At 44.6% G+C, this 26,005-nt stretch carries 18 protein-coding genes; 8 read left to right on the forward strand and 10 right to left on the reverse strand.

Going from position 1 to position 26,005, the window contains the following annotated elements; genetic code table 11:
- The first annotated feature begins 27 nt into the window (after positions 1–27).
- Both WC496_01470 and WC496_01475 read left to right on the forward strand, forming a co-directional pair.
- Positions 28–804, forward strand: coding sequence for a PEP-CTERM sorting domain-containing protein (locus tag WC496_01470; GenBank protein ID MFA5291684.1), 777 nt, complete (start codon positions 28–30; stop codon positions 802–804).
- 102 nt (positions 805–906) lie between these two features.
- A complete protein-coding gene (locus tag WC496_01475; GenBank protein ID MFA5291685.1) occupies positions 907–1,377 on the forward strand; it encodes a hypothetical protein in 471 nt (156 codons plus the stop codon).
- Between the two features lie 92 nt (positions 1,378–1,469).
- On the opposite strand, the gene WC496_01480 is transcribed toward WC496_01475, so the two are convergent.
- Complete coding sequence (locus WC496_01480; GenBank protein ID MFA5291686.1) at positions 1,470–2,357, reverse strand: LysR family transcriptional regulator; 888 nt, start codon at positions 2,355–2,357, stop codon at positions 1,470–1,472.
- A gap of 78 nt (positions 2,358–2,435) precedes the next feature.
- Positions 2,436–5,051 (reverse strand): PEP/pyruvate-binding domain-containing protein, encoded by a 2,616-nt coding sequence (locus tag WC496_01485; protein MFA5291687.1) that lies wholly within the window; start codon positions 5,049–5,051, stop codon positions 2,436–2,438.
- A 218-nt stretch (positions 5,052–5,269) separates the two neighbouring features.
- On the opposite strand from WC496_01485, the gene gdhA reads away from it, so the two are divergent.
- The 5 genes from gdhA (at position 5,270) to addA (ending at position 15,740) form a co-directional block, all read left to right on the forward strand.
- The gene (gdhA, locus tag WC496_01490) at positions 5,270–6,613 is read left to right on the forward strand and encodes an NADP-specific glutamate dehydrogenase (GenBank protein MFA5291688.1); all 1,344 of its coding nucleotides are present in this window, start codon (positions 5,270–5,272) and stop codon (positions 6,611–6,613) included.
- Positions 6,614–6,790: 177 nt separating this feature from the next.
- Positions 6,791–7,459 (forward strand): uracil-DNA glycosylase, encoded by a 669-nt coding sequence (locus tag WC496_01495; protein ID MFA5291689.1) that lies wholly within the window; start codon positions 6,791–6,793, stop codon positions 7,457–7,459.
- A 79-nt stretch (positions 7,460–7,538) separates the two neighbouring features.
- Entirely contained in the window at positions 7,539–8,585 is a 1,047-nt protein-coding gene (locus WC496_01500; protein MFA5291690.1) for a hypothetical protein, read from the forward strand.
- Positions 8,586–8,736: 151 nt separating this feature from the next.
- Entirely contained in the window at positions 8,737–12,108 is a 3,372-nt protein-coding gene (locus tag WC496_01505; protein ID MFA5291691.1) for a PD-(D/E)XK nuclease family protein, read from the forward strand.
- Entirely contained in the window at positions 12,108–15,740 is a 3,633-nt protein-coding gene (addA, locus tag WC496_01510) for a helicase-exonuclease AddAB subunit AddA (GenBank protein MFA5291692.1), read from the forward strand. The genes WC496_01505 and addA overlap by 1 nt, the downstream gene beginning before the upstream one ends.
- Positions 15,741–15,742: 2 nt before the next feature.
- Here addA and WC496_01515 read toward each other — a convergent pair whose 3' ends face one another.
- From WC496_01515 to WC496_01535, 5 genes are all read right to left on the reverse strand, one after another.
- Positions 15,743–16,627, reverse strand: coding sequence for a cation diffusion facilitator family transporter (locus WC496_01515; GenBank protein ID MFA5291693.1), 885 nt, complete (start codon positions 16,625–16,627; stop codon positions 15,743–15,745).
- A gap of 4 nt (positions 16,628–16,631) precedes the next feature.
- Positions 16,632–18,002, reverse strand: a complete 1,371-nt coding sequence (gene glmM, locus WC496_01520; protein MFA5291694.1) for a phosphoglucosamine mutase — start codon at positions 18,000–18,002, stop codon at positions 16,632–16,634.
- Positions 18,003–18,034: 32 nt separating this feature from the next.
- Positions 18,035–19,804 (reverse strand): DNA topoisomerase VI subunit B, encoded by a 1,770-nt coding sequence (locus WC496_01525; GenBank protein MFA5291695.1) that lies wholly within the window; start codon positions 19,802–19,804, stop codon positions 18,035–18,037.
- Between the two features lie 71 nt (positions 19,805–19,875).
- Complete coding sequence (gene serA / locus WC496_01530) at positions 19,876–21,468, reverse strand: phosphoglycerate dehydrogenase (protein ID MFA5291696.1); 1,593 nt, start codon at positions 21,466–21,468, stop codon at positions 19,876–19,878.
- Positions 21,469–21,487: 19 nt separating this feature from the next.
- Entirely contained in the window at positions 21,488–22,273 is a 786-nt protein-coding gene (locus tag WC496_01535; protein ID MFA5291697.1) for a hypothetical protein, read from the reverse strand.
- A 516-nt stretch (positions 22,274–22,789) separates the two neighbouring features.
- Between WC496_01535 and WC496_01540 the strand changes: the two genes are divergently transcribed.
- Positions 22,790–23,608: an inositol monophosphatase gene (locus WC496_01540; protein ID MFA5291698.1), complete on the forward strand. Its 819-nt coding sequence runs from the start codon at positions 22,790–22,792 to the stop codon at positions 23,606–23,608.
- Positions 23,609–23,646: 38 nt separating this feature from the next.
- On the opposite strand, the gene WC496_01545 is transcribed toward WC496_01540, so the two are convergent.
- The 3 genes from WC496_01545 to pelA form a co-directional block, all read right to left on the reverse strand.
- Positions 23,647–24,240, reverse strand: a complete 594-nt coding sequence (locus WC496_01545; protein ID MFA5291699.1) for a SprT family zinc-dependent metalloprotease — start codon at positions 24,238–24,240, stop codon at positions 23,647–23,649.
- A gap of 114 nt (positions 24,241–24,354) precedes the next feature.
- Positions 24,355–24,558, reverse strand: a complete 204-nt coding sequence (locus WC496_01550) for a cold-shock protein (protein MFA5291700.1) — start codon at positions 24,556–24,558, stop codon at positions 24,355–24,357.
- Between the two features lie 229 nt (positions 24,559–24,787).
- Positions 24,788–25,969, reverse strand: coding sequence for a pectate lyase (gene pelA, locus WC496_01555; protein ID MFA5291701.1), 1,182 nt, complete (start codon positions 25,967–25,969; stop codon positions 24,788–24,790).
- Positions 25,970–26,005 lie beyond the last annotated feature (36 nt).

A 26,005-nucleotide genomic window follows, 5' to 3' on the forward strand; every position in this document is an offset into this window, starting at 1 on the left:
CGCATATTATTTGGGAAGGAAGAGGAAATGAAAAATGTAAGACTGACAATTTGTTTAACGGCGGCGGTTCTGTTTATGGCAGCCGGTCAGGGGTTTGGCATAGCGTTCAATGATGGAGGAACGTACAATATCAATTATACAATTAATGATGGTGTCTACGTGGATGAAGCAGATGAAGCATCGGGAATGCAAACTACACTTAATTTGCTTGAAGGTGGGTCGATAAATTCGGTTTTGGTTGCCTTCCACAACAGCCAGGTAACGATAACCGGTGGGACGGTAGGCAGTGTGGTGCAAACCTACGACAGTAGCCAAGTCAAGATGTTCGGAGGGACGGTTAATGCTTTGTATGCTTGCGGCAACAGTCAGATAACAATGTCCGGCGGGACGGTGGGTGATGCTTTGTATGCCACCAACAACGGCCAGTTAACGATAACCGATGGGACGTTAGGCTTTGGTTTGTCCGCCAGCGGGGACAGCCGGGTAACGATGTCCGGCGGGACTATAGCAAGAGGGAGTTTGTATTTTGGGATGCAGTTGCAGGAGCAAATGATTCTGGCAATCAGTGGTTTTGATTTTGCTATTGACGGAATACATGTTGGTTTTGGCGAAATTACAAGCCAGCTTGGTGGTATCTGGTATAACGATCCTGTAAGAAGACTTACTGGCACACTTGCAAACGGCGATAAATTCGACAACCAGTTTCTAATTGGCAATACGGCCAAAATTGTTCTTGTCCCCGAACCCGCCACGCTTTTACTTCTCGGCTTGGGTGGATTGGTTTTGAGAAGAAAAAATCATTAACACTTTTTTGGTCGGATGGTTTTAATTCAAGGAAGATTTTGATATCATCGTGGAATTGGAAGGCCTGTGTTTCCCGTTTTATACAGACTGGATAACATTGTTATGAATAGTAAAATAATAAAAAACCTATCATTATTGTTAAAACTTACCGGTATAATAACGATTGGTATAGGACTTATCCTTGGATTTACAGATTTGAAAGGATATTTGAAAAATAAACACCGTATAGAAATTATAAATTGGGTACTCAACTCAAATACCGGAATGTCTCTTGAACAACCAGCAGCAAAAGAATTTATGAAGAAATTTCCACCACCATCAGGTGAAAAAGAAAAAAATCTCACTCACCTAACTAAAAGCGTGATGAAATATGAAATTGGTGGTATCTCATCCGCGTCAGTCAATTATATGAGAAAAGATACATATAGAACTAGCCATGTGGCAACACTGGAAGAAATTCGTAATTGGGCAAATGAAACCCCTTATCCATGGATTTCTTGGTGGATAACATTAGTTGGTTTTGTAGCATTAATAGGCGATTTTATCATTGAAAAGAAAATAAAAATTTCATAACAAGGCGATCAAGCAGAATGCCCGCTTCTCGGATTTGCCCTTTGGCGAACGCCACAACTCAAAACTAAAATTTTTTCTTTGTGCCTTTGTGGCTATTTAATAGTTTTGCCATAGAGCAGTTCGATAAACGCCTTTAAGTTATCGTTCATTGCCCGGTTCTTTCTTATTATTATGCCGGTCGGCCTTTTAAATTTTTCATTTGAAAATGGAATTGCCTTTAAAGTCCCATTTGTCAGCTCATTTTTTATTGTCGTCTCCGGCATTATGCTCACGCCGGCGTTTATTTCCACTACCCGTTTTATTGTTTCGACGTTGTCGAACTCCATCACGGGTTTTACGGCTACATTATAACGCAGCAGGAGCTGGTCTATCCAGTTTCTTGTCGGCAGATTCCTTGCAAACGCGATAAACGGCTGGTATTGCATCATATAGATATCGATATTTGTTTTTTTCGCGAAAGTATGCTGCGGACTGCAAACCAGTACGAGCGGCTCGGAAACAAAATCAAAAAGCTGAATATCGGGATTGTTTCTCGGCACCGCAACGAGCCCGACGTCGATTTTGCCGAGCAGCAGCCGGTTATAAATTTCAGCGGCACTGAGGTATTCGATGTCGAGATGAACCTGCGGATATAATGTCATAAACTTTTTTATATAACTCTGAAGGCTGTGCATTCCTATACTGTAAATGGCGGCCACGCTTATTTTGCTCTTGGTCGAATTTTTCAGGTAGTTAAGGCTGCTCTGGAAATTTTCATATCTGCTTAATATGTCTTTGCACGTGTTATAAAACAGTTCTCCCGTCGCGGTCAGGCCGAATGATTTTTTATTACGGTCGATTAAAGGCGTGGTAAATGATTTTTCAAGCTGGGCAAGCTGCTGCGAGACGGCAGACTGACTTATCATATTTTTCTCGGCAGTGCGGGAAAAACTTTTCAGTTCCGCTAAATCGCAAAAAATCTGTAACGACTCAATCTGCATATTTCTTTGAGCCACCAAGGCACTAAGACACTAAATTATTTATATATATTTTTTCTTCGTGTCTTCGTGTCTTAGTGGCTACCCTTTGCAATAACAAACGAATTTCTGTTCTATAGCATTGGCGTAAAGATTTAATGTTCTGCCCGGACAGGTGATTTGCGGGTCTATTACCTTTAAAACATTTACCCAGTTCTGCGCATCCGGAAGTATTTCAGCCAGCATATTAGGTGCGTTTTCAAAGAAATTCGTCCTGAGGATATTGCCCTGTCGATAAGGCAGCAGGCCCAGATAAAGCGTATCGCTCTCGATAAGGTCGTTGAAAAAATGTGTGCCAAGCGAAACATCGGTTGACATTTCCTTGTTCAGAATTGCTATTTCCACGAGTACTCTGATGGTGTTTATTTCCGGATAAGACACCGGCACTCCGAGCGAAGGCGTGCTTGTGCCCCATCTGCCGGGTCCGAGCAGCATTATTGTTTTGTCTTTTTCAGAATCGATATGGCTCAGTTTGCCGATGAGTCTGGCCAGTTCGTAGCGGTCCGAAATTTTCAGTTTGGTATATTGTTCCGGCGAGATATAGATTATACGGTCTATCGTAATCTGTCTGCCCTGACCTATGACAGGCCCTGCCGCGTCGATAATTAAATCCTTCGAATCTTTCTCCATGTGCGGGTCTATTATTGTTCCGCCTTCTTTTTGTTCCAGCGGTCTGCACTGCAGAAGGTTTATTTTATACTCCGTTTCGCTCTGGAAGTTTACCGTAAATTCCACATCCACCGGCGAGGCGTATGTATTCTCGATGATATTCAGCATTTCTCTCATATTTTTCGCGAAATCTGTTTTTGTCAGGAGTTTTTCGAATGTTATCGACCTGCTGAATATTTCCTTTCGCCCCAGCTGCGCGGCACGTTTTTCCATTTCTATGTCGCGCGACGCGAAGAGTTCCAGCCGCAAATTATCGTCTTCTGTCGAGGCGGAAACTATTTCAGCGAACGGCCTTGAAACAAATTCTCTCGCCTCGAGGTCTATGCAGTCGACTTTCTGCTGGGAATATTTTCTCGCGGTTTCGCTTGTTTCAGGTCTTTTTGCCGGTGCGTTCAGCGCGACGATTCTCGCGTAATCGTCGTCATTCCTGTCGACGGCTCTTGTGCCGAGTCCGAAGACCAGGCGAATCATTCCCGCTCGGGGGTCTATGTCTTCGTTCCAGACATAGGGATTGAACGAAAGGGCGACGCCTGCCGCCTGCGGGAAAAAGTATCTGCCGTGCGGTGCGCCGGAAACTCTTTGAATCAAAAGGCCCATCGGCTCGTCTTTTTCCAAAAGTCCCCATTTCGCCCTGTACATCAAAGCGTCTTCGCTCATACTGCTTGCGTATATTTTTCTTACCGCGTCGGTAAATTCCGCCAGCCTCTGCTGTCTTGTTCCCTGGTTTGTACAGAAGAAACTTTCGTACTTGCCGGCAAAAGCGTTGCCGTAGTTATCTTCGAGAATCGAGCTTGAGCGGACGATAATCGGACTTTGTCCGAAGTAATCGAGCACATCGGCGAATTGTTTTATGATATATTCCGGGAAATCTCCCTGAAGTATTCGCTGCCTGCCTTCCGCTGCGCCGTCGAGAAAATTCCTGCTGGCTCGCTGCTTCTGTCTTATCCACCAGATTTTATTTCTTACGAGATACGTGTAAAATACGTCCGAGCCGATGAAAAACGAATCGTGCGGCTCGAGGAGCTGTTTGAATTTATCGTCCATTTTTTCGAGTATCGCCCGTGCCAGCAGCATACCGACGCTTTTTCCGCCTATCAGGCCCGTGCCTATCATTCTTTTTCTTATTCGTATGATGTCGGCCAGGTTCAGGTATTTGCGAACCATTTTAAGGATTCTTTCGTCGCGTGACACGGCCATTCTGACAATCTGCTCGAAACGCTTGTTGATATCATCGTCGGTGCACCGCTTGTTTTCGTAGTCTTTTAAAAGCAGCTCCGCATCGTGAAACGTCTTTGCCCAGAATCCGAGTCTCTCGTTTGCGATATCAAGTTCGACACCGCTTACGTTTGCCAGGATTTCGGTTATACGGCCGCTATCTCGCACCGGCAGAAAATCATCGCCTTTCCATAGGTGTATCATATTCATTGTGGTCGAATATCTGCCGTCAACCTTTAACGGGTGAACGTACATATCGCCTTTGTATTTGTAAACGTTGGAAATAACCTGTGCCGTATCGAGTATGGGCCTTGTGGCGTGATACGAATGATAATTACGCAGAAGGGCGAATGTGGTTACAGTCTGGGCATAGTACAAATACGGACAGACCTGCATAAAGAAATTGCCGAGCATCCGGTCATTGCACCAGGCCGGCGCAAGTTCGCTGAGGCAGTCGAACAGATAATAATGTCCCTTGCCGAACTGATTTATTACGTTGTGTACTTTCGTGGTGAATGTTTCGAATCCCTGTTCGGGGTCAAGCTCGATTACGTTTGCGCCATCCTGAGCGGTAACGAACGGTTTGTGTTTGGCGAATCGGAAATATACAAGTTCCCATCCGCTGCCGAGAGCGTTTTTGCAATATGCTTCGACAAAAGGCATAAAATCATCGAGGCTGTCCACCAGCCAGACGATATTGTCGCCCGGCAAAACCTGTTTGATTATCTTATCGAACCCCGGCAAACCTGTGCTCAATCTTTCATTTGGCTTCATTTTTCCCTCTAAATATGGGTCATTAACTTGGTTTTTTGTGCCTATTATAAGTTTTACTTATACAAGATATTACCATTTAAAATTGGATTTATGCGTTTTTTTGGCTTATTATCAGTAAAAACCAGCTTGTTTTATTAATTCCCATTGATAAACATTATTAACAAATTTTATAGTAATAGCAACAAAAAAAACCCTTAATTTTTTATGGAGGTGCACAAATGTCTTCGAAAAAAGTAGTTGAAAGTGTTTATGAGCTCGTGCTCAAGCGTAATCCGGGTGAAAACGAGTTTCACCAGGCAGTTAAAGAAGTTCTCGATAGTCTGGTTGTGGTTCTCGATGAGAATCCCCAGTATATCGAAGCACGTATCCTTGAAAGACTTACTGAGCCTGAAAGAGTTGTAATGTTTAGAGTTCCCTGGATTGACGACAATGGCAAGGTTCAGGTCAACAGAGGTTTCCGCGTTCAGTTCAGCAGCGCTATCGGCCCATACAAGGGCGGCATTCGTTTCCATCCGAGCGTATATCTGGGCATTATCAAGTTCCTCGGTTTTGAGCAGATATTGAAAAATTCTCTCACCGGCCTGATGATGGGCGGAGGCAAGGGCGGCAGCGATTTCGACCCCAAAGGCAAGAGTGACAATGAAGTTATGCGTTTCTGCCAAAGCTTTATGACCGAGCTTTGCAAACATATCGGTGCCGATACAGACGTACCGGCAGGCGATATCGGCGTTGGCGGCCGTGAAGTTGGCTTTATGTTCGGCCAGTACAAGAGAATCCGCAATGAATTCGTCGGCGTTCTCACCGGCAAGGGACTCAATTGGGGCGGCAGTCTGGTTCGCACTGAAGCGACAGGCTACGGCCTTGTTTATATCGTAGATGAACTGTTAAAAGAGCAGGGCGGCAATTTCGAGGGCAAGACCGTTACAGTCAGCGGTTCAGGCAACGTAGCTATCTACGCTACCGAAAAAGTCCAGCAGCTCGGCGGTAAAGTCGTCGCGATGAGCGATTCCAACGGTTATATCTACGACCCGCAGGGCATTAAGCTCGATACTGTAAAACAGATTAAAGAAGTCGAAAGAAAGAGAATCAAGGAATATTGTGCAATTCACAAGAGCGCAAAATATACCGAAGGCTGCAACGGCATTTGGACTGTAAAATGCGATATAGCTCTGCCATGTGCAACTCAGAACGAACTTGACGTGACAGGAGCAAAGGCACTGATAAAGAACGGCTGCAAAGTCGTAGCAGAAGGCGCAAATATGCCGACTACTCCGGATGCGGCTGATTTGCTGATTGAAAACAAAGTCGCCTTCCTGCCCGGCAAAGCCGCAAACGCAGGCGGTGTCGCTGTATCAGGTCTTGAAATGGCTCAGAACAGCCAGCGTTATGCATGGACATTCGAGCGTGCAGATGCTGAATTGAAGAACATCATGGTCAACATCTACAGGAATATCAGTGCTGCCGCTGAAAAGTACGGCGCAAAGGGCAATTACATCGTTGGCGCAAACATCGCCGGCTTCGTTAAAGTCGCCGATTCAATGCTCGCACAGGGCGTTGTATAACAAAAATTAAAAATAAAATATAAAAAATTAAATATTTAGCCCCCGGTTTTACCGGGGGTTTTTTTATTGTCGTATTGTGCGTTGTTTATTACAATTCTACGTATGAAGGAAGATAAGAATCTAAGGAAGGTTTTTGACCAGCATGTCAAACTGGAGGAGTATTTTACAGGCTTTTCTGTGAAATCAGATAAGCCTGTTGCATCTGCTCAACCGCAAAATAACGACAATATCAATGAGCTTAAAGAAATTGCCAAAGAAGTCGCAGCCTGTCGCAAATGCGTACTCGGCACAACCCGCAAAAATTCAGTGCCCGGCGAAGGAAATCCCAATGCCCAATTAGTTTTTGTCGGCGAAGGCCCCGGCGCCGATGAAGACGCCCAGGGCCGTCCGTTTGTCGGCAGGTCTGGCCAGCTTCTGGATAAAATCATTATCGGGATGGGCTTAAAGAGAAGCGATGTTTATATTTGCAATATCGTAAAATGCAGACCGCCGGAGAACCGCGAACCCCGGCCGGAGGAAATCATAAGCTGCCTGCCGTTTCTGAAAAAACAGCTCGGGTTAATCAGACCCCAAGTTATCGTTGCGCTCGGAGCGCCATCTACGAAGACGCTTTTGAATACGAACAAGCCGATAGGCCAGATGCGCGGCAAATTCCATGATTATTATTTCGACGATTTTTCTGAGCCGATAAAACTTATGCCGACGTTCCACCCGGCATATCTACTTAGAAATTATTCCGACGATAACCGCAGAAAAGTCTGGGAAGATATGAAAACCGTCCTTGCCGAACTTGGAATGCCTGTCGGGGCGAAGCGCAGCGAAGACCGACCGGTACCGAAAAAATAGAGGTTGAACCAAGAATTTACACTAAATTATTAATCGCTGATTACACAGATTTAATGGATTTATCAAAATAAAAAATAAAATGACACGTATTAATAATAATACATTTGAAAATCAATATCCAAATGCTGTTCTTAACATAGCAAATGAAGTTGACCGGCTGATAACGGACAAGAAAGTAAGAAAACGATTTACAAGCTATGTCAATAAGCTGTGTGAAATGGTTGAAGATTATGGCCAAACCCTTCAACCTTATGCCGAAAAGCTCGAAAAAGCAAAAGAAGAGTTAGAGAAAACTAAACTTGCACCAGGCACAACAATTGCATTGGTAGATGTCTGTCCTCCGCCAAAAGATTGGATAAAAATAAATTGGGAGGATAATCGTTTCATTAATATTGATATGGGGGCTATCTATCGCCCAGTTGAGCCGGTAAATCCTTTGCTTTGGTTTGGAATTTCCGGTAATGCCGGCATACAACGCAAACCAACACAAGATGAATCGTTAATGTGTGAATATGTGCGGTTGGCGGTTATTCATGATTTCGAACTACGACAACCTACGGATAAACCGATTTTCACTGATGGATATACAGGCAAATGGTTTAGACGTGATGAGTTTCGCAATAAAGTTGGGGTATTTTACCATTATCCTAATGGAGATTCTCTTGCAACTGCCGAGGAGAAGTTATCACAACTTAATCGTGCTCTAGAGCGTATAAAAACGGACAAGAAGAAACCTTGGTACAAAAAAACATGGACTTGGATTGTTGGAATAGTGATATTTTTGGCAGCTTTAACAACGCTTGTTCTTAATATTGACAGAATTAAAGAAAGATTTTTCTCACAGAAAACACAAACACAAGACGAAAAAACTGCAAAAATTTTTGCTTATGTGTCTCCACAAGGGGAAATTTTGAAAAGCAATAATTTCCCGTGGAAGATTAAAAAAACAAAAAATAAAGATGGCAATGCTGTTTATATTATTGATGGTAGACAAGGTGATGCTACTGCAGTGTCGGTGTATCCTTATAAAGATTATACCATAAATAATACATATTCAGGATTGGCAATTGAATTTACTTTTCCAGAAGAAAAGATATCTAATTTTAGAATAGAATTAAAATATTAAAAATAAGATTTTGGAAATCCGCGTAATCAGTGATTTTAAAAATATTATTACACCACGAAGAATCGAAGAAGCACGAAGAAAAATATAATTAAATAAAAATAAAAAAACTTCGTGTCCTTCGTGAACTTCGTGGTGAAAAGGTTTTTTCGTTATGGTTCAATTTATATTAGGCAGAAGCGGGACAGGCAAGACAACGCTTTGTATAAAGCAGATAGTGGAAAGTCTGTTAAATAACAAAACCCCCACCGCGGGGGTGGGGGCTAAACAAAATAATTTGGTTTTTCTTGTGCCGGAGCAGGCGACATATCAGGCTGAACGGGCGATTCTCTCTGACGACAGGCTTAAAGGCTACAGCCGACTGCACGTTTTGTCTTTTCAAAGGCTCTGTTATTTAATCTTCGGCAAAAACCTTGCCGCAAGGCCGCTGACTACACAAGCCAGAGATATGATTGTCCACAGACTGCTTTGTGAGAATGCTGAAAAGTTATCGATTTTTTCTCCCATAGCTTCTGCGGGCCTTGCAAGCGCAATTGCCGAGCTGCAGCAGTTCGGCAAATCTCCTGACGATGTTGACAGGCTTATTGGGCAGCTTAAAAGTTCTTCAGAATTAACAGCCGGCAAACTTTCCGATATTAATTTAATTTATAGACAATATCTTGCCTTTGTAGAAGGCAATTTTTTAAATAATGATAATCAATTAAATCTTGCCAAAGATGCTGTTGCCGGCACGCCATTTTTGAAAGATTGTCTATTATGGGTTGACGGCTTTGCGGGCTTTACTACTTCTGAATCGCTTTTACTGACGGAACTTTTAAAGGTTTGTGCATCGTCAAAGATAGCAATGTGTCTCGACCCTGCCGTAATAGAGAATGATTATACCGGTATTTTCGAGCCGACGGCGAAAACTTATGCCGACCTGCTCTCCCTGATTAAATCTCTTAAACTGTCGGTTGAAAAACCTGTTATTTTGAATCAGCCGGCGCGTTTCAGGGAGTCGAAGGCGCTGGCTCATCTTGAAAAGAATATTTTCAGTTTTGACGATGTGCCGCCGATTTCGTGCGGCAGGGATATAAAGATTACTGCCTGCGCAAAGACAAGGCTCGAAGTTGATTACGTTGCGCGGCAGATTTGCTCTCTCGTTAGGGACAAAGGTTTCCGCTGGCACGATTGCGCCGTTATCGCCTCCGATATCGAACAGTATCGTCATTTCATACATGCGATTTTTTCCGATTTCGATATACCTTTCTTTATCGACCGCAGGCGCGATTTGCAGCAATACCCGGCCGTTGAGTTAATAACAAGCGCTCTGAAAATCGCAACAGACAGATTTACTACTAACGATGTAATAAATTATCTAAAGAGCGACCTTGCCGCGGTAAGCCGTGATGAGGCTGACCGGCTTGAAAATTACTGTCTCGCCTTTGGAGTTGAAGGAAAAGACTGGCTCGCCGGCGTGGCGTGGGATTTTGCACCGGCAAATGATGAAGATTTCAATAATGCAAAAATCAACCGGATACGCGGCAAAGCGGCGGAACATCTTTTGCAGTTCAGGACTTTGCTGCAAAATAGCGGGCAGGTTTCGGCAGAGCAGTTTTGCAGTGAGCTTTTTAATTTTCTTGAAAATCTAAATACAAGAGGTCAGTTACAGGCCTGGACCAAGTCCGCTTTAGAGGCCGGCAGGCTCGACGAGGCGCAGCTCCATCAGCAGTTTTTCGCACAGTTTACGCAGTTGATGGACGATTTTGTTTTTATTTTCAAAAACGCCTCTTTTACTGTGAAGCAATATGCCGCGATAATCAGTTCGGCTTTTTCCCAGATGACGGTGGCGTTGATTCCGCCTGCGATCGACCAGGTTCTTGTCGGCTCGATTGAGAGAAGCCGGCATCCCGATTTGAAAGCCGTTTTTCTTATCGGTGCAACTCAGCAGCAGTTTCCCGTTCCGGTTTATTACGATAATATTCTAAACGATAATGACCGCAGGGTTACTTGCGATACTGGTTTTGAACTGTCGCGTACCGGCTCATCGCAGCTTATCGAACGCAGATACCTCGCCTATATCGCCTTTACACGTCCGAGCCGGTTTTTAAATATTACATATCCTTTGGCCGATGAAAAGGGTTCTGAAATTCAGCCCAGTTTTCTCGTCAGCCAGTTAAAATCATTATTTACCGATCTTCGCGAAGAAAAATATTTCAGCGGTTCTGCTTTTGAAAATTTGTGCAGCGTTTCCGATTTAACGTCTCTGCTTGCCCAGCGTCTCGGAAGGGACAATTTATCGCCTGACGATTCGCTCGATGCAAAATGTAAATGGCTGCTCGATAATCTCTCCCGTGTCATTCCCGCGCAAGCGGGAATCCAGATTAAATCCGCAATTAACTATGATAATACCGCAAGGCTTGAAAGTTCGCCTAGCTGCGATATTCTTTCCACGAGCGCGACGAAACTGAAATCTTTTGCGAGTTGTCCTTATCAGTATTTCGCAAAACATATCCTCAGACTTAGAGAAAGACGGATTTTCGAATTAGAGCCTTTCAGTCTCGGCCTTTTCTTTCACAAGGTTCTTGAAATATTATTTAATAATCTCAAAAGTATCGAACACAGTCTTTCTGAAGATGACTCTGATTTAATCGAAGCTCTTACCGGCCGGGCGGTTGAAAAACTTCTTATTGAGGACTCATTTCTGAAAAGTTTCAATGCGAGAACAAGGCATAATAGTTTTATTGTCCTTTCAGCCGCACAGATGGTTAAGGATGCCGTACGGGAATTTTCCAGGATTGCCTCGGCAGGCAGTTTCACGCAGATTGCGTCTGAAATGGGTTTTGGCGACAAATCTTCTATGCCTGCAATTGAACTTAAATTGCCCGACGGCAGATGTATTCATATCGAAGGCAAAATCGACAGGGTAGATGCTGCTTCTCGAGCCGGGGCGAATTATTGTATGGTGGTCGATTACAAAACCTCCGAAACCAAAATTGTCTGGTCACTGTTTAATGCCGGTCTTGATTTGCAGCTTCCGATTTATCTTCTTGCGATACGAAATCAGACCGTTGAAAAATATAAAAATCTTATTCCGTTGGGCGCGTTTTATTTTCAGATTCAGACATTCGCCAAATCATCTGAATTTAATGACATCGAGGGAAAATCCGAAAAAATCAGAAGAAAGCCGAAAGGGATTTTCAACGGCGAACATTTTAGTCTTTTAGACGGCAAAACCCAAACCGGCTACAGCCCGTTTTATAGTTTCAGGATAACACAAAAAGAAAAACAGTTCGGCGGTTATGCGACAAGTTCGCTTTTGACCGATGAACATTTTTCAACAGTGCTGTCTTTCGCAGAAAACAAGCTCAAAGAACTGGGCGGCAGGATACTTTCCGGCGAAATAGATGTAAAGCCTTACAGGTTCGGAAAAGAAACGGCTTGTACGCGTTGTCCGTATAAATCTCTTTGCCGGTTCGACTGGCAGATAAACGATTATGCTCAGGTTAAGAAAATTTCCAAAACAGAATTTTTTGAAGCAATTTAATGAACTGGACCAAAGGACAAAAACAGGCTATCGAGTCGCAAAGCGGCGATATAACCGTTGCCGCCTCGGCAGGCACGGGCAAAACGACCGTGCTTTCTCAGCGGGCGGTCAGGATACTTGGTCTGCCGGAGTTGTGTCCGGAGATTGGCGATATTCTCGTTTTGACTTTTACCGAATCGGCCGCGGGCGAAATGAATCAGAGGATAGCCCAGAAATTACGGGACGCGGCGTATCAAACCAGGAACGCTCACCTTCGTAAACAGCTTTTGATGCTCGACAGCGCCGACATAAGCACCATTCATTCATTTTGCCGGCGTATTATTGCCCAGAATTTTCATCGTCTAAACCTTAATCCCGCGTTCAGGGTGATGGATGCCGACGAAAGTAAACTTATAAAAACGGAAATTCTCCAGCAGGTTATCGAACAGGCATGGGCCGATATGGCGCAGGGTATGGGCCAGCTTTTGCAGGGCAGGGCGGTATCGAATCCGAAACAAAACTTTTTAAATTGTATTATCGAAATCAGCAATTTTCTCGATTCTGTTGTTTCGCGTCAAAACTGGTTCGACAGGGCGATTGTTTTAAACGATGCGGTGATTTCTGTTTCTTCCGATGCCGTTAAGAATCAAAAACAGATTATTCTCGACAAGCTCAGGACGTTTAAAGAACAATTCGAATGGTCGTTAAAACTCGATGAGAAAATCACCAATGGTCATTGGAAGCCGCAAATAGAAGGGCAGTGTCTGGCGGTAATTCTGCTGGCGATAGATTTTCTGGAGAAAGACGATTTAACAGCCTTTATCGAACTTCTAAATAGTTTCGATGGTTTCAGGTGGGATGACAAACCAAAGGGTCTTGACGGCCAAATCAGAGAGTTTATTTTATCGCCCGCGATAAAAGCGATTAAAGATTTTAAATATCTTTCGTCACTTGCAATATTGAACTCCGATTACGCCGGTCTTATCGCAGGCGGCTGTTCTGTTCAGACAAAGGTTTTGATTGAGCTTGTCAAAAGATTCGACCTCGCCTATCAGCAGCGGAAGCAAGAGCTTGGCAGCGTTGATTTTGCCGACCTTGAACGGTATATGCTGAAGCTGCTGTCAGAAAACGGCGATATCGACAGCAATAAACCTTCCGATATCGCCCTGACATTGCAAAAGAGGTACAAGTATATTTTTGTAGATGAGTACCAGGATATAAATCCTGTCCAGCAGAGGATAATCGACCTTCTTTCCGGTTTGGCGAAAGTTTTTGTCGTCGGCGATGTCAAGCAGAGCATTTATGCCTGGCGCGGCGCCGATTGCGGCCTGTTTGTCGAGCGTTTAAAAAATGCCGGCGCAGGCGAGATAAAATCCCGTGTGGATTTGAATGAAAATTTCCGTTCCCGACCAGGCATTTTGAATTTCGTCAACGAAGTTTTTTCACGGACTATGACGGCTTCTGTCGCTGCGGTAGATTATGACGAAAACGCGGCCCTTAAGCCTTTTAAAGCTTCATCGGAACAAGTGCGAAAACCTGATGTGGAATTGATTATTGTCGATGAAGACCCTGCCGAAGATGGGCAGAGCGACAAAGAAGAGGACGATGAGACCGGAATGGTTTCTTCAGACGCAATAAATCGCAGGGCACTGACAGTCGCTCACCGAATAAAAGAGCTTGTGGATATTGAGAAATTTCAGGTCTATGACAAAGCCGGCGATTGTTACCGTCCATGCAGATTCAGCGACATTGTAATCCTGACAAGAGCTTTCGAGTCGCGTGCCAATAATTATGTCCAGATACTCCGCTCGGCAAATATTCCTGTCATCAGCGATAGTTCCGCAGGCTATTTTGAAACTACCGAAATTAACGATATGCTTTCGCTGCTGCAGATTCTTGACAATCCGCGGCAGGATATTCCGCTTGCTTCTGTTTTGAGAAGTCCGATTTTCGGCGTCAGTGATACCGAACTTTCGGCGATAAAGGCTCAGCAGAAGGATAAAACTGATTATTATTCGTTACTCGAATTTATTGCGGCAAAATCTGACGATGAAAAACTGCGAAAGAGGATTACCGATATTTTACGCCGGCTCGACGATTGGCGTTCTCTTGCCCGTCGCGGTTCTTTGGCCGATTTGATATGGCAGATATATTCGCAAACCGATTTTCTGTCTTATGTTTCCGCTATGCCCGGCGGTTCCCAGCGGCGGGCTAATCTGCTCAAGCTTCATCAGCGGGCGATACAGTTTGAAAATTTCGCGTCCAGCTTCAACATTATCTCGCTTTCCCGGTTCGTTGATTTCCTGCAGAAGCTTCTCGAATCCGGCGGAGATTGGGCTCCGGCCGAGCCGGACAGTTCCGCTTCGAATGCCGTGCGGGTGATGAGCGTTCACAAAAGCAAAGGTCTGGAATTTCCTGTTGTAATCCTTGCCGAAACAAACAGGGAATTCAGGTTCGGTTCTCATATCGGCGATTGTATTACGGACAGCCAGGCGACAATCGGACTCAGGATAATCGATGACGGCAGCGGTATGAAACTATCTTCGCTCACATGGCAGGTAATCAGGGAAAGACAGAGGAAGCAAAGTCTTGCCGAAGAGATGAGAATTTTATATGTAGCAATGACCCGCGCCAGGGACAAACTTATTCTGTCAGGCGCGACCGAATCGAAAAATTCTATCTCCTTATTGAGCAATGCCGCTCATTATGATTCTGGAAAGCTTCCTTCATGGCTGATAGAATCCGCCAAAAGCGAACTTGACTGGATTTTATTGTCTTTCGCGAAATATAGGAAGCTGCATACTCATTTCGAACTTCCGGTAAAAGTCCCCGGCCGAGAGGATAATCTTTTTGATTTGAAAGTATATCAGCCTGACGAGATTTCGCAGATTGAAGGGCGGTTATTGAAAAAACGTTCTGTCAGCAGATATAACCGGATAAAATCCCCTTTGCCGGACAAACAATTATTCGATGATATTACCGGCAGATTAAACTGGTGTTATCCGTTTAAAAAGGCCGCCTCGATAAAAGCCAAGCAGTCCGTAACATCTCTTGTCCATGCACAGGAGCAGTTCGCCGAGGCCGATTATGATTTTTCATTCGAATCTTTCGAAAAAACTGCGGGTAAAACCGATAGCCTTGTTATCGGCAGCGCAACTCATCTTGTTATGCAGAATATCGATTTGAAACAGGCGGTCAGTGAAAGTGCAATTCGCCGAACAATAGCTGATTTGGTCGGCAAAGGCTGTATGACAAAGCAGGCTGCCGAAAAAATTAATGTTTTATCTATTCTGAAATTTTTCGACAGCGCCCCGGGCAAATTGGTACTGAATGACGAAAATACTGTAATGAGGGAATGGCCTTTTACTTACGCATCTTCGGCGGCGGATTTATATCCTGACATGAAAAACGGCAAAGATGAAAAGATTATCGTTCAGGGCATTATCGATATGCTGATAAAAATGCCGAATGGAGCGGTTGTAATCGATTTTAAGACCGACCATATCAGTTCTGCCGGCGTGCAGCAGAGAGCTGGAAATTATGCGCCGCAATTAAAATGGTATTGCAAAGCGGTCAGCGACATTTTGAAAGCGGAGAATGTATCCGGTTATTTATATTTTCTTACTGTCGGCATGCCGATAAAAATCGTTTAGTTTTATTCGTTCGGTTCAATATGAATGACGATATTTACCGGCTGGGAGATTTGCCGGTGCATTTCATTTTCAAGGGCTTCCGCAATATCGTGAGCCGCTGTTATCGAAAGTGTCGGGTCGACAAGGATATGCAAATCCATAAAAAGTTCTCTGCCGACGGTTCTTGTCCGCAGCTTGTGCCAGTTTCGTATTTGCGGCTGCGATGAAATAATCTGTTTGATTTGCTGGTTTGTTTTTTCATCGACGGCTCTTGCCGTGAACTGTCCGATTGAGTCTTTTAGTATTTTAATTGCCACAAAAACAATCATTAGACCGACGAAAATCGCTGCCATCTGGTCTGCGTAAGCAAGGCCTAACATGGAGGATATGGCTCCTATCGCTACTGCCAGCGAGCTTAAAGCGTCTGAACGGTGGTCCCACGCATTGGCATAAAGCATCGAGCTGGACAATCTGACAGCTACTCTTTTTGTAACGACAAACGAGTATTCCTTGAGAATGATTGCTATCACGGCAACAGTGAGAACCGGCATGCCTATTTGCGAGATTTTATGGTCCGCGATGCTGTGGACCGCTTTGATAACCATATATCCGCCCGCTATGCCCAGCGGAATCCCTGTGAAAACGGTAATAAAGTTTTCAGCCCAGCCGTGTCCGTATGGATGGTCTTTATCCGGTTCTTTTTTGCTTATCTTTACGCCGAGAATAATTGCAAAATCTGTCATAAGGTCTGACAGAGAATGAAATCCGTCGGCTACCATTGCCATCGAAGATACAATTAAACCTGTAATAATTTTTGCTATTACGAGAGATAGGTTGATAAATATCCCCAACCACGTGACTTTTATGATTTGGTCGAAAGCCTCGTTATTTTTTTGCTCTTTGGACATTTTATCAGTCTGTAATTTTTTGTATTATAGCCGTGACTTTGTCTATGTATTTCTGCGGGTCCGCATCTTCTTTGAATTCAGCGATTAGTCTAATTACAGGCTCTGTATTACTTGTCCGCAAATGAACCCAGCCGTCTTCGAGGTCAAACCTGCATCCATCGTCCTCATTTACTTTCGCCTTTTTGAATATTTTTTTTGCCTGCGTAATTATTTTCTCAGCCTGCTTTTTATCAGCGGCAAATTTTTGTTTTATCGTTTGATAAGCCGGTATTTCGTCAACGAGCTGGCTTATTGTTTTTCCGGTTTCGGCGCAAAGCTGCAGGATAATCGCTATCCCGACAAGACTGTCGCGTACAGGCCCGACTCTCAAATCGATAACTCCGCCGTTGCCTTCGCCGCCGATTACGCAGTTATTTTTTATCATTGCCCCTGCGACGTTCGCCTCGCCTACCGGCGTTCGGATAACTTCGCATCCGGCCTCCTGCGCGACATCGTCAATCATTCGTGACGTAGAAAGATTAGCCGCTGCCGAGCCTTTTCTATGGCTGAAAATATATTTTGCCGCAAGCGCAAGTGTGTATTCTTCGCCGATATATCTGCCGTTTTCATCGACGATTGCCAGCCTGTCGGCGTCGGGGTCCTGGGCAAACCCCATATTAGCACCGTTTTTCTTAACCGCTTCGCACAGTTGCGTCAGGTTTTCGGCCAGCGGTTCCGGTTTATGTGCGAACAAGCCGGTCGGCGCATCGTTTATCGCTATAACCCGGCAGCCGAACATCGACAGAAGTCTTTTTCCGGGCCTTGCTCCTGCTCCGTTTACGCTGTCCAGAACGACTCTGAACCTCTTTCCGATTATCTGGCTCTTGCTTACACAGGCAAGAACCTTTTCGATATGAACGGTATCGCCGCTGTAATCTATTATAATCCTGCCGCACTCGGCGGAGGAGACGAAAGCGAAATTGCCTTCGGTAAAAATAGTCTTTATTTTTTCCGCCATTCCTGCCGGCGGGGCAATTCCTTTGCTTGTAAGCAGCTTGATTCCGTTGTATTCGATTGGATTATGAGAGGCGGTAACAACCACGCCGCCGTCGCATTCGAGATGCCTGACCATAATGCCTACGGTTGGAGTGGTTACCGTTCCCAAATCGATTATATTTACACCGACCGAGCATAACCCCGATGCTATGGCCATTTTTATCATATCGCCTGACGGTCTGCTGTCAGAGCCGATAGCGATGGTAAGTTTCTTTTTGCCTTTGGAGTTTTTGAGAAATGTGCCGAACGCGCAGCCATAGTTCGCCGCCGTTGACGCGTTTAGATTTTCTCCGACAATTCCCCTCATTCCGCTGATTGAGATAATTAGGTTCTGTGCCATTGTACTTTCAATTAAACTAAGGACTATCTTGTCTATATTTGTCTGGTTTTCTCAAGTACTTCCTTGAGCCTGGACACTACAGTTTTAACCTGTTCAGTTTTAAGGTCAAGTATTTCTTGCAGTGCCTCCCCAATATAAGGCAGGTATGTTTCGATATAGCCTCTTTTGGCTAATTCCTGTTTAATGCGTTTTTGTCTCCTCAGGTGCATTCCGAGTTTGCGTCCGCATTCCTGAATGGCCAGCTTTATTTCTTTTATTATTTCCGGATAATGGGCAATAGCTTCCTTGCTTTCCGAAGTAAACGGCACCCATACCGATGCGATATGAACCATAAGAATGATTGGCCCCATCGGCAAAGCGCCTCTTGACTGCGAAAGGCTGTAGTTTCGCCAGTTGATTTCGGTAACCGCTTTGTGGATGGCGCACGCACCCTGCTGATAGAGCAGGGGTACGCGGTTGGCGAACCGCTTCAGTTCCATTTGTACTTGTTTGTCCTCATCATCGCCGTTGCCGCTATCCTGTTCAGTTTTGAATCCGTATGCGATTGCAGCCTCGATAAGAAACGGATTTCCCCGGTAAACGCTTGGCTTTCTTGTGCAGGTGGCGTAAAATTCCGCCTCGACAGTTCTTTTTAATCCGTGCTCAAGTTCGGTTTCACCTATCGGCCCGATGCAGTTTACCGGCGGAGCCATTATTTTTGTTTCATTTATTATACCGTGCAAAACTTCAGCCTCTTTCAAAGTCAGTGCTGTCAGGCGCATATTCTTTGAAAGTTTTGCTTTTTTGCACATCTCGCATGCCATATTGGAACTTACGCGGGAAAAATCACGGTGCAGGAAAGCTGAAAGATTTTTGGCTGTACTTTCCCTTGCCATATTGTAAAACAGCCCCAGTTCGACGCCGTAAGGATGGGGTTTTATCTCAACAGGTATAAAAGGCCTTTTATTGAGTTGCCGTTTGTATTCATATAATGTGCCGTCCGGCGAATTATAGATTATCTCGGCATGCGGATTGGCCATCGCCGTCATTGCGAGGTATTCATCGACGGACTGCTTTCCCTTCTGGTATTTTCCTTCGAGTGTTATGATTACCTGCGTTCCCGTAGGCAGTTCGAAATCGCAGTCTTCGTCAAGCACGACCATAGGCTTATTTTTGCCGGTGTCGATTTGTACATGATAATGCGATGCTTTTTTTCTTTTGTCGGTTCTTGAAATAATCTGTACAGGTTCGCCGGTAGTTAGTAATCCGTACATTCCCGCCGCCGATATGCCGATACCCTGCTGGCCTCTGGACATTTTAAGGCTGTGAAACTTGCTGCCGTAGAGCAGCTTGGCGAAAATATTTGGAATTTGCTGTTTAACAATGCCGGGTCCATTGTCTCTTACTATTATGGTAAATTTTTTCTCTGTGAGTTGTTTTATAGTTACAGTTATGTCGGGCAGAATATGCGCTTCTTCGCATGCATCGAGCGAATTATCCACAGCCTCTTTGATAGCGGTAAGCAGGGCTTTCCGTGGGTTGTCGAATCCGAGCAACTGCCTGTTTTTGGCGAAGAATTCGCTTACGCTGATATCACGCTGTTTTGCCGCCATTGATTCTGCGGTGCCTGCCCTGGCTGTCCTGGACTTTTCTTTAGGCGTTTCTTCCTGCGGTTGTTCTGAAGGGGTTTCAGCGATTTCTTTTGTTTTTCGGGTCTCTTTTGTTTTTGCCTTTTTCGTGTTTGACTCCGAATCGCCGCCAAAATCAAAACTCATTTGTTCTGTTTGGTGTCTTTTCTTTGTGGCCATATCCGTGACTGTCATTTTATATATTTTCTTTTTAATAGTCAGCCCCGCCATCCTGCGACGACGGGGCTTATGTATCTTTTAGTTCTTTAGCTCAGTTTGCAAACATGGACTTCATTAACGAATCCAAGCGCCGATATTTCCTTTATGGCTTTTTCATCCGGCATAGCGTCGAGACTGACGGCCAGAATCGCTTTTTTCTCAGCGGCCTTTTGTCCTACGCCCATTGTCTGGATATTGATGCTGTGCTTGCCGAGTACCGTACCGACAGCTCCGATTACACCGGGCTTGTCGTCGTTGAAGATAATCATCGCGTTATCAGCAGGCGTCATTTCGACATTGAAACCGTTGATTTCGATAATTCTCATTATTTTCTCGTTGAAAACGGTGCCTGTGAAAGTACAGGCGCCTTTCGCAGTGGTAACTTTAACGCCGAAACCTGAGGCGACGTTCTTGGCTTCAGTATTCTTTGTTACGTCGATACTAATGCCTCTTTCCTTCGCCAGTGCCGATACGTTTACCATATTGACCGGGTCTTCAGATGAAGACTGCAGCAGGCCGATTTGAAACGAACTGGTTACCACTCCTACGCTGTGCTCGGCGATGGAACCGCGGTATTGCAGCTCGACTTTCCTGATTTGGCCGCCTGCGATGACGCTTACAAGCGTTCCGATTCTCTGCGCCAGTGTCGCGTATGCGCTTACGACAGGGGGTGTCGCTCCGCCGGTAGACGGTGCGTTTACTGCGTTTTTAATTACCCCGGTTTTCAGATAATCGGCCAGAATCTGTGCCGCTTCAACGGCGACCTCGACCTGTGCCTCTGCCGTGCTTGCTCCCAAATGCGGAGTAACAAGAATATTCGGAATTTTTTCATATCTCTTGTTTTTCACGGGAGGCTCTTCTGTAAACACATCGAGAGCCGCCGCTGCGATGGTCTTTTTCTCCAAAGCATCGTACAGGGCGTCTTCATTAATAATTCCGCCTCGTGCGCAGTTGATTATTTTTGTAGTCGGCTTCATCATCTTAAACTGTGCTTCGCCAATCATATTGAGAGTCTGTTCGTTTTTCGGAACGTGCACTGTGATAATGTCAGCTTCTTTGAAGATTTTTTCAAGGTCGCTGGTAATTTCAATTCCGAGTTTCTCCGCGTCCGGCGGCGTCGCGACAGGGTCGTATCCGAGAATTTTCATATTGAACCCGGTTGACATCTTCGCTACGGCCATTCCGATTCGTCCCAGGCCGATTATGCCGAGAACTTTATTGTTGAGCTGGTTGCCCATAAAACTTTTCTTGTCCCATTCGCCGCCTTTGAATTTGGTGCTTGCCGGTGCGATATGCCTGCTCAGCGACAGCATCAGGGCCATCGTATGTTCAGCCGCGCTTAGCGTATTTCCGCCGGGCGTGTTCATTACGAGTATGCCTTTTTTCGTTGCTGCCGGAACATCGATATTATCGATGCCTGCTCCTGCTCGTGCAATGCCTCGCAGTTTCCCGCTCTTTTCGAGCACCTTGGCTGTTACTTTTGTCTCGCTTCTTACGATAAGTCCGTCATACTCTCCGATGATTGAAATAAGTTCTTCCGGACTGATGCCGGTTTTAACTACCGGTTCGACATCTTTCATAGCCTTGAGCAGTTCAATACCTTCTTTTGCCAGCTTGTCGGTAATAAGAATTTTAATCATTTCTTTCTCCTTTGTTCGTTTACCATGTATAAGAGTCAAGTTCTTTTTGTTCTTCCGGAATACGGAAATTAGCGGTTTTACAATCGTAAAGATATCTTATAACGCAGTAAGCCGTTGCGTTCGACAGTTTTTCGACAGAAGATTGCAGCGTACCGGCTTCAGTCTCGAAACCTATCGTTATTTCTTTGCAGCCCTCGTCGCCGATGGGCCAGAGTTTTTCACCCTTCATATTGTCAAGACATGTCCTCGTTATCATCTGACCGGAAAAGAAGTTTTCTTCGGAGAAAGTGCTTATATCGAAGTCCATTATCTGAACAGCCAATACATATTGGGCGCCGAGTTTCGATGCTACTTCGATTGCGTTATTTCTTTTGTCTTCCGGCATTTCCATTCGGATTTTTAGAACATCGGCGTATTCTGTCAGCCGTTCTTTTTTTATTCCCGCCTTTTCTTCCAGCATCCGGTTGAATGAATTTGTCAGCGTGACCCGCAAATCCATCGGTGTTTTTATCCAGCCCGGCTGGCTGATGAAGACAACGATTTTTCCTTCCGTCTCCCCCAGGTTGAATTCCGCACGTGTTATCTTTTCGGAATCTCTTTCTGTACCAAGACTGGCCAAGGCCCCCGCAGACTTGCATCCTGTTGCGAAAGCGATAGTCGTCACGATGCACAGTGTTATCAGAATATTTTTTTTATTTACATTCATTTCTTTTACGGCAATTCCGCCAACGCTCTTGCTAAAGTTACTGCCCAGCCCGCCGCCAGAATTATCGCTCCCGTATAAAATATATACTTTAGCTGCCACAATCTTAACGGCGGCAGGAAAGAAAAGTTTACTCCCAGCACAGAGCTAAGTAAAGAAAAAAACGCTACCCAGAGAAGGATAATGCAACTAATAGCCGCAGCAGGTTGGATGTATAGGGCTTTTATTATCCTTCCTTTCACAAAAACACTTACCGATGTTGTCCAAAAACACGTTGGGCAGGGGATTGAGAAGTTGCGTTTGAACGCGCAGCCGCCGGCCGAGCCGGTGCCGATGAAACCCTCTTCTGTAAGGCAAAACAGCAAAAAAATAAAGCAAATCGACAAAAAAACAGCCCCAAAAATCAGCCGGTCTTCGACTGTGGATTTGGTGAACCATTTTGATTTTTTTTGTTCCATCGTTAAGATTTAAAGTTACTCCTGGCAAAATATTGTGCCAGGCGGGTATAATAATATAAAATGTAAAAAAATCAGTCGCCCGAGTCTAATTACGCGATTTTTGATTTTAAATTTCTTATAATATGTTATCACATTATACGCAAACAAAGAAAGGTTTTAAATGGCTCCTGATAATAAGGATTTAAGCAGATTTCTCGAAACAGCCGTTGTCGCGGCCCGTCTTGCCGGCCAGTATGCCCTTGAGCACATAAACTACGTAAAAACCTATGCCAAAAGTTCCTCCGAGCTTGTAACAGATGCCGACTCGCGCTGCCAGCAGATTATAATCGATACGATTATGCAGAATTTCCCCGACCACGGCATTATAGCCGAGGAAGGCAAGGACAATAAACTTTTCAAACAGCCGCCTCGCGGCGACAGCGACCTGTGGTGGTTAATCGACCCAATCGACGGTACAAATAATTATTCGCAGAGGATTCTGAGTTTTGCGGTCAGTATCGGCTTAATGAGTCAGGGCCGGCCTGTCCTTGGCGTGATTTTTGACCCTGCCACAGATTCGATGTTTACAGCCGCCGGCGACGCTCCCGCTCAATACAATAATGTAAAAATAGGAATCAATGATAAGGATATTGAATTTTTTCAGACCATCGGCATAGAAAGTTTATTTACCGAAGGTGTGCCCGGCTGGATTACATGTCTTCAGGGACTTTTACGATGCCGCAGTCTCGGCACAACGGCTCTGCATCTTGCTTATGTCGCCAAAGGTTCGTTCATTGCGGGTATTATGCACAATCCAAAGCTCTGGGATATAGCAGCCGGGGCATTTATTGCCGAATCCGCAGGCGCGATTGTTACCGATTGGAAGGGCGATTCTCTTTGGCCGGTGGATGTGAATGCTTACAGCGGCGGGCCATTTACAGTTTTGGCCGCCAATAAAAAAGTTCACAAAAAACTCGTTGATATGATTGCAGCTAAGTAAATTCAAACTTTGTTTTTTTGGAAACTTTGCCGCGATTGTTACGCCGCGTAATGGATGCTCAAACTGTGATTCCTCAGCTTTTTGCTCATCATACGGGCGTTTTCCATATATTTATCAAGCTCGCTCCAGAACCTTTTGCTGTGATTCCTTACTTTGGTATGGACTAATTCGTGTATTATAACGTAGTCGGCAAGTTCCTGAGGCAGTCTGACGAGATTCATATTGAGATTAATATTATTTTTGCCGGAGCAGCTGCCCCATCTGGATTTTTGATTTTTTATAAAAACTTTATTGTATGAAAAGTTATATTTTTGCGCCCAGTAATTCAGTCTGGCAGTAAGAACAGCTTTCGCGTTGTTCCTGTCGATGGGAGGCAAAGGCGGCTGGGCAGATTTCAGCAGCTCTGTTTTTTTCATCCTGGCAAGAGCTTTCGTAATCCACTGAAGATTGGACTCGAAAAATTCCTGTGCTTTTTTCAGCGATACTCTGACGGGAATGGTAACCCTGACGGGCTTAAATGGCTTGATGGATATTGATAGTCTCCTGGCTCTTGTGGATTTAGTAAAAACGACAGGTGCCGTCGGGAGCATAGGATGTTTTACTATCGTTGAAGCTTTGTTGTTCTGCATCATTTCTTTCTTATATATTCATTAAGAAATGTTATCATACTTCTGCGGTAATATTCTTCAATAAAAAAAAGGCCCCGCTGAATAGCAGGGCCTTTCGTTTTTTGCAAGTCTTGTTGCTTAGGCTGGTGTTACATTGTTGGCACATGGGCCTTTTTTGCCCTGTCCTACTTCGAACTTAACCTTTTGGTTTTCGCTGAGTGTTGCATAGCCGGTAGTCTTAACTTCTGAATGATGGACGAACAAATCGTTGCCGCCGTCATCTGGAGTAATAAACCCAAAACCTTTGTCTGCATTAAACCATTTTACTGTACCTGTACTCATACTATACTGCTCCTTTGGCCTTTTCACGGGCCGTTTAAAAATTATATCCCTCGGTTTTAATTTATTGGGAGCATACTCCTGAGAGATGAAAGAATACACGCCAAAAACACTTTTCACAAAATTATATAAACTGGATTTCAAAAGTCAACAAAATTCCGCCTTTTTAAGGTGAATGCGCTTTGAATTGAGCCAATTCCGCCTTTTCAGCTAAATTAGGGGAATTTCACAGTTACTTTTTCAGGGCATTTTGCTTTGGCGCCCATTTTTTCTGCCAGGCAGGATACGCGTCCAAAGCCCGCTGCGGGTCGTAAGTGTACCAGCCGTAAGCCCTTCGTTCCCTGTCCACTTCTGCCAGAGAATAAAGCCGCTGACTTTGCCTGTTGCTGAATAGAGGTCTGTACGTTCCGAGTTCATAGAACCTCGCCCATATCGGCGGAGCGTTCTTATCCTCGACGACTCTTTTATCTGTTTTTAAAAGTCTAAGTGGTGTCTGGAACGGCGGAGTATTAAATTCCTCGACTCTGATTCCCATAATTTTAGAATCATCAATCCATTTTATTGCCGCCTGCACGGAATTAATGACTTCTTTACTCGGTTTGTCTATGCTCATCAAAAACAAAACTACCATTGTGCCTTCTCTGTTGCAGATGCTCGGCAGTTCGTACGCTCTTGCTTTGGCGGGGGCCAGGCTATCGGGGTCATGCTGCTGGCACCACCCGGTCAATCTGCCGTTGTCATTTATCTGGCATTTGAGTATGCAGTCCAAACCTTTATCAAAAGCGATTTTGGCTTTTTTCCGTCGGGCTTTATCGACGAAAGAATAATAAGGTTTCTTTTCTATGATATCCTTGAGCATTTTCATAACGCCCGTCATAGCGTCGTCGTTGAACGTAATACATTTGCTGTATTTTTTTTCGAGGGGGAAATACTGCGGCCAGCCGCCGTTGGCGTATTGTGCCGACAGCGCAAAGTCTATTCCGCGCAGCGCGCCTTCTTTATATTTTTCATCTTTGATGATTTGATACGCCTTTGCGAGGTATTTTATATGTGAATATGTCGTACAGTTGTCGAATGTCGTATATGGAACGGGTTTTACCGCGATTATTTTTGCTTTTTGTGCATCGGTTAGTATCGCCAGCATATCATAATTCTTTGGCCAGCCGCCGTTGTCTCTCTGGTAGAGAAGAACATTGTCTGCGATTTCCTTTATTTGTGTTGTCTTGCAGCGGGGCCGGTTCGGTTCGGGGTTAATTATATTCTTATCGTCATAAATATCGTACCAGTGATGTGCGCTGTTGTAAAAATCGTTTGTATCTATCAGGTTTTCCTTATCTCCCGCGTTATTTCCGGCCTGTGAAGTAGAGCAGAATAATAACGACAATACCGTCAGCGCAATTATTTTTTTATTCATCGCAAAAACCTTTCAGTAATTTTTCCTGCTCCTGCA

Source organism: Phycisphaerae bacterium (assembly GCA_041652575.1).
Lineage (GTDB): Bacteria > Planctomycetota > Phycisphaerae > Sedimentisphaerales > UBA12454 > UBA12454.

Excerpts from the sequence above, each read along its gene's own strand:
- WC496_01470 (MFA5291684.1), top strand. The coding sequence starts at position 28 with ATGAAAAATGTAAGACTGACAATTTGTTTAACGGCGGCGGTTCTGTTT.
- WC496_01475 (MFA5291685.1), top strand. The coding sequence starts at position 907 with ATGAATAGTAAAATAATAAAAAACCTATCATTATTGTTAAAACTTACC.
- WC496_01480 (MFA5291686.1), bottom strand. The coding sequence starts at position 2,357 with ATGCAGATTGAGTCGTTACAGATTTTTTGCGATTTAGCGGAACTGAAA.
- WC496_01485 (MFA5291687.1), bottom strand. The coding sequence starts at position 5,051 with ATGAAGCCAAATGAAAGATTGAGCACAGGTTTGCCGGGGTTCGATAAG.
- gdhA (MFA5291688.1), top strand. The coding sequence starts at position 5,270 with ATGTCTTCGAAAAAAGTAGTTGAAAGTGTTTATGAGCTCGTGCTCAAG.
- WC496_01500 (MFA5291690.1), top strand. The coding sequence starts at position 7,539 with ATGACACGTATTAATAATAATACATTTGAAAATCAATATCCAAATGCT.
- WC496_01505 (MFA5291691.1), top strand. The coding sequence starts at position 8,737 with ATGGTTCAATTTATATTAGGCAGAAGCGGGACAGGCAAGACAACGCTT.
- addA (MFA5291692.1), top strand. The coding sequence starts at position 12,108 with ATGAACTGGACCAAAGGACAAAAACAGGCTATCGAGTCGCAAAGCGGC.
- WC496_01515 (MFA5291693.1), bottom strand. The coding sequence starts at position 16,627 with ATGTCCAAAGAGCAAAAAAATAACGAGGCTTTCGACCAAATCATAAAA.
- glmM (MFA5291694.1), bottom strand. The coding sequence starts at position 18,002 with ATGGCACAGAACCTAATTATCTCAATCAGCGGAATGAGGGGAATTGTC.
- WC496_01525 (MFA5291695.1), bottom strand. The coding sequence starts at position 19,804 with ATGACAGTCACGGATATGGCCACAAAGAAAAGACACCAAACAGAACAA.
- serA (MFA5291696.1), bottom strand. The coding sequence starts at position 21,468 with ATGATTAAAATTCTTATTACCGACAAGCTGGCAAAAGAAGGTATTGAA.
- WC496_01540 (MFA5291698.1), top strand. The coding sequence starts at position 22,790 with ATGGCTCCTGATAATAAGGATTTAAGCAGATTTCTCGAAACAGCCGTT.
- WC496_01545 (MFA5291699.1), bottom strand. The coding sequence starts at position 24,240 with ATGATGCAGAACAACAAAGCTTCAACGATAGTAAAACATCCTATGCTC.
- WC496_01550 (MFA5291700.1), bottom strand. The coding sequence starts at position 24,558 with ATGAGTACAGGTACAGTAAAATGGTTTAATGCAGACAAAGGTTTTGGG.
- pelA (MFA5291701.1), bottom strand. The coding sequence starts at position 25,969 with ATGAATAAAAAAATAATTGCGCTGACGGTATTGTCGTTATTATTCTGC.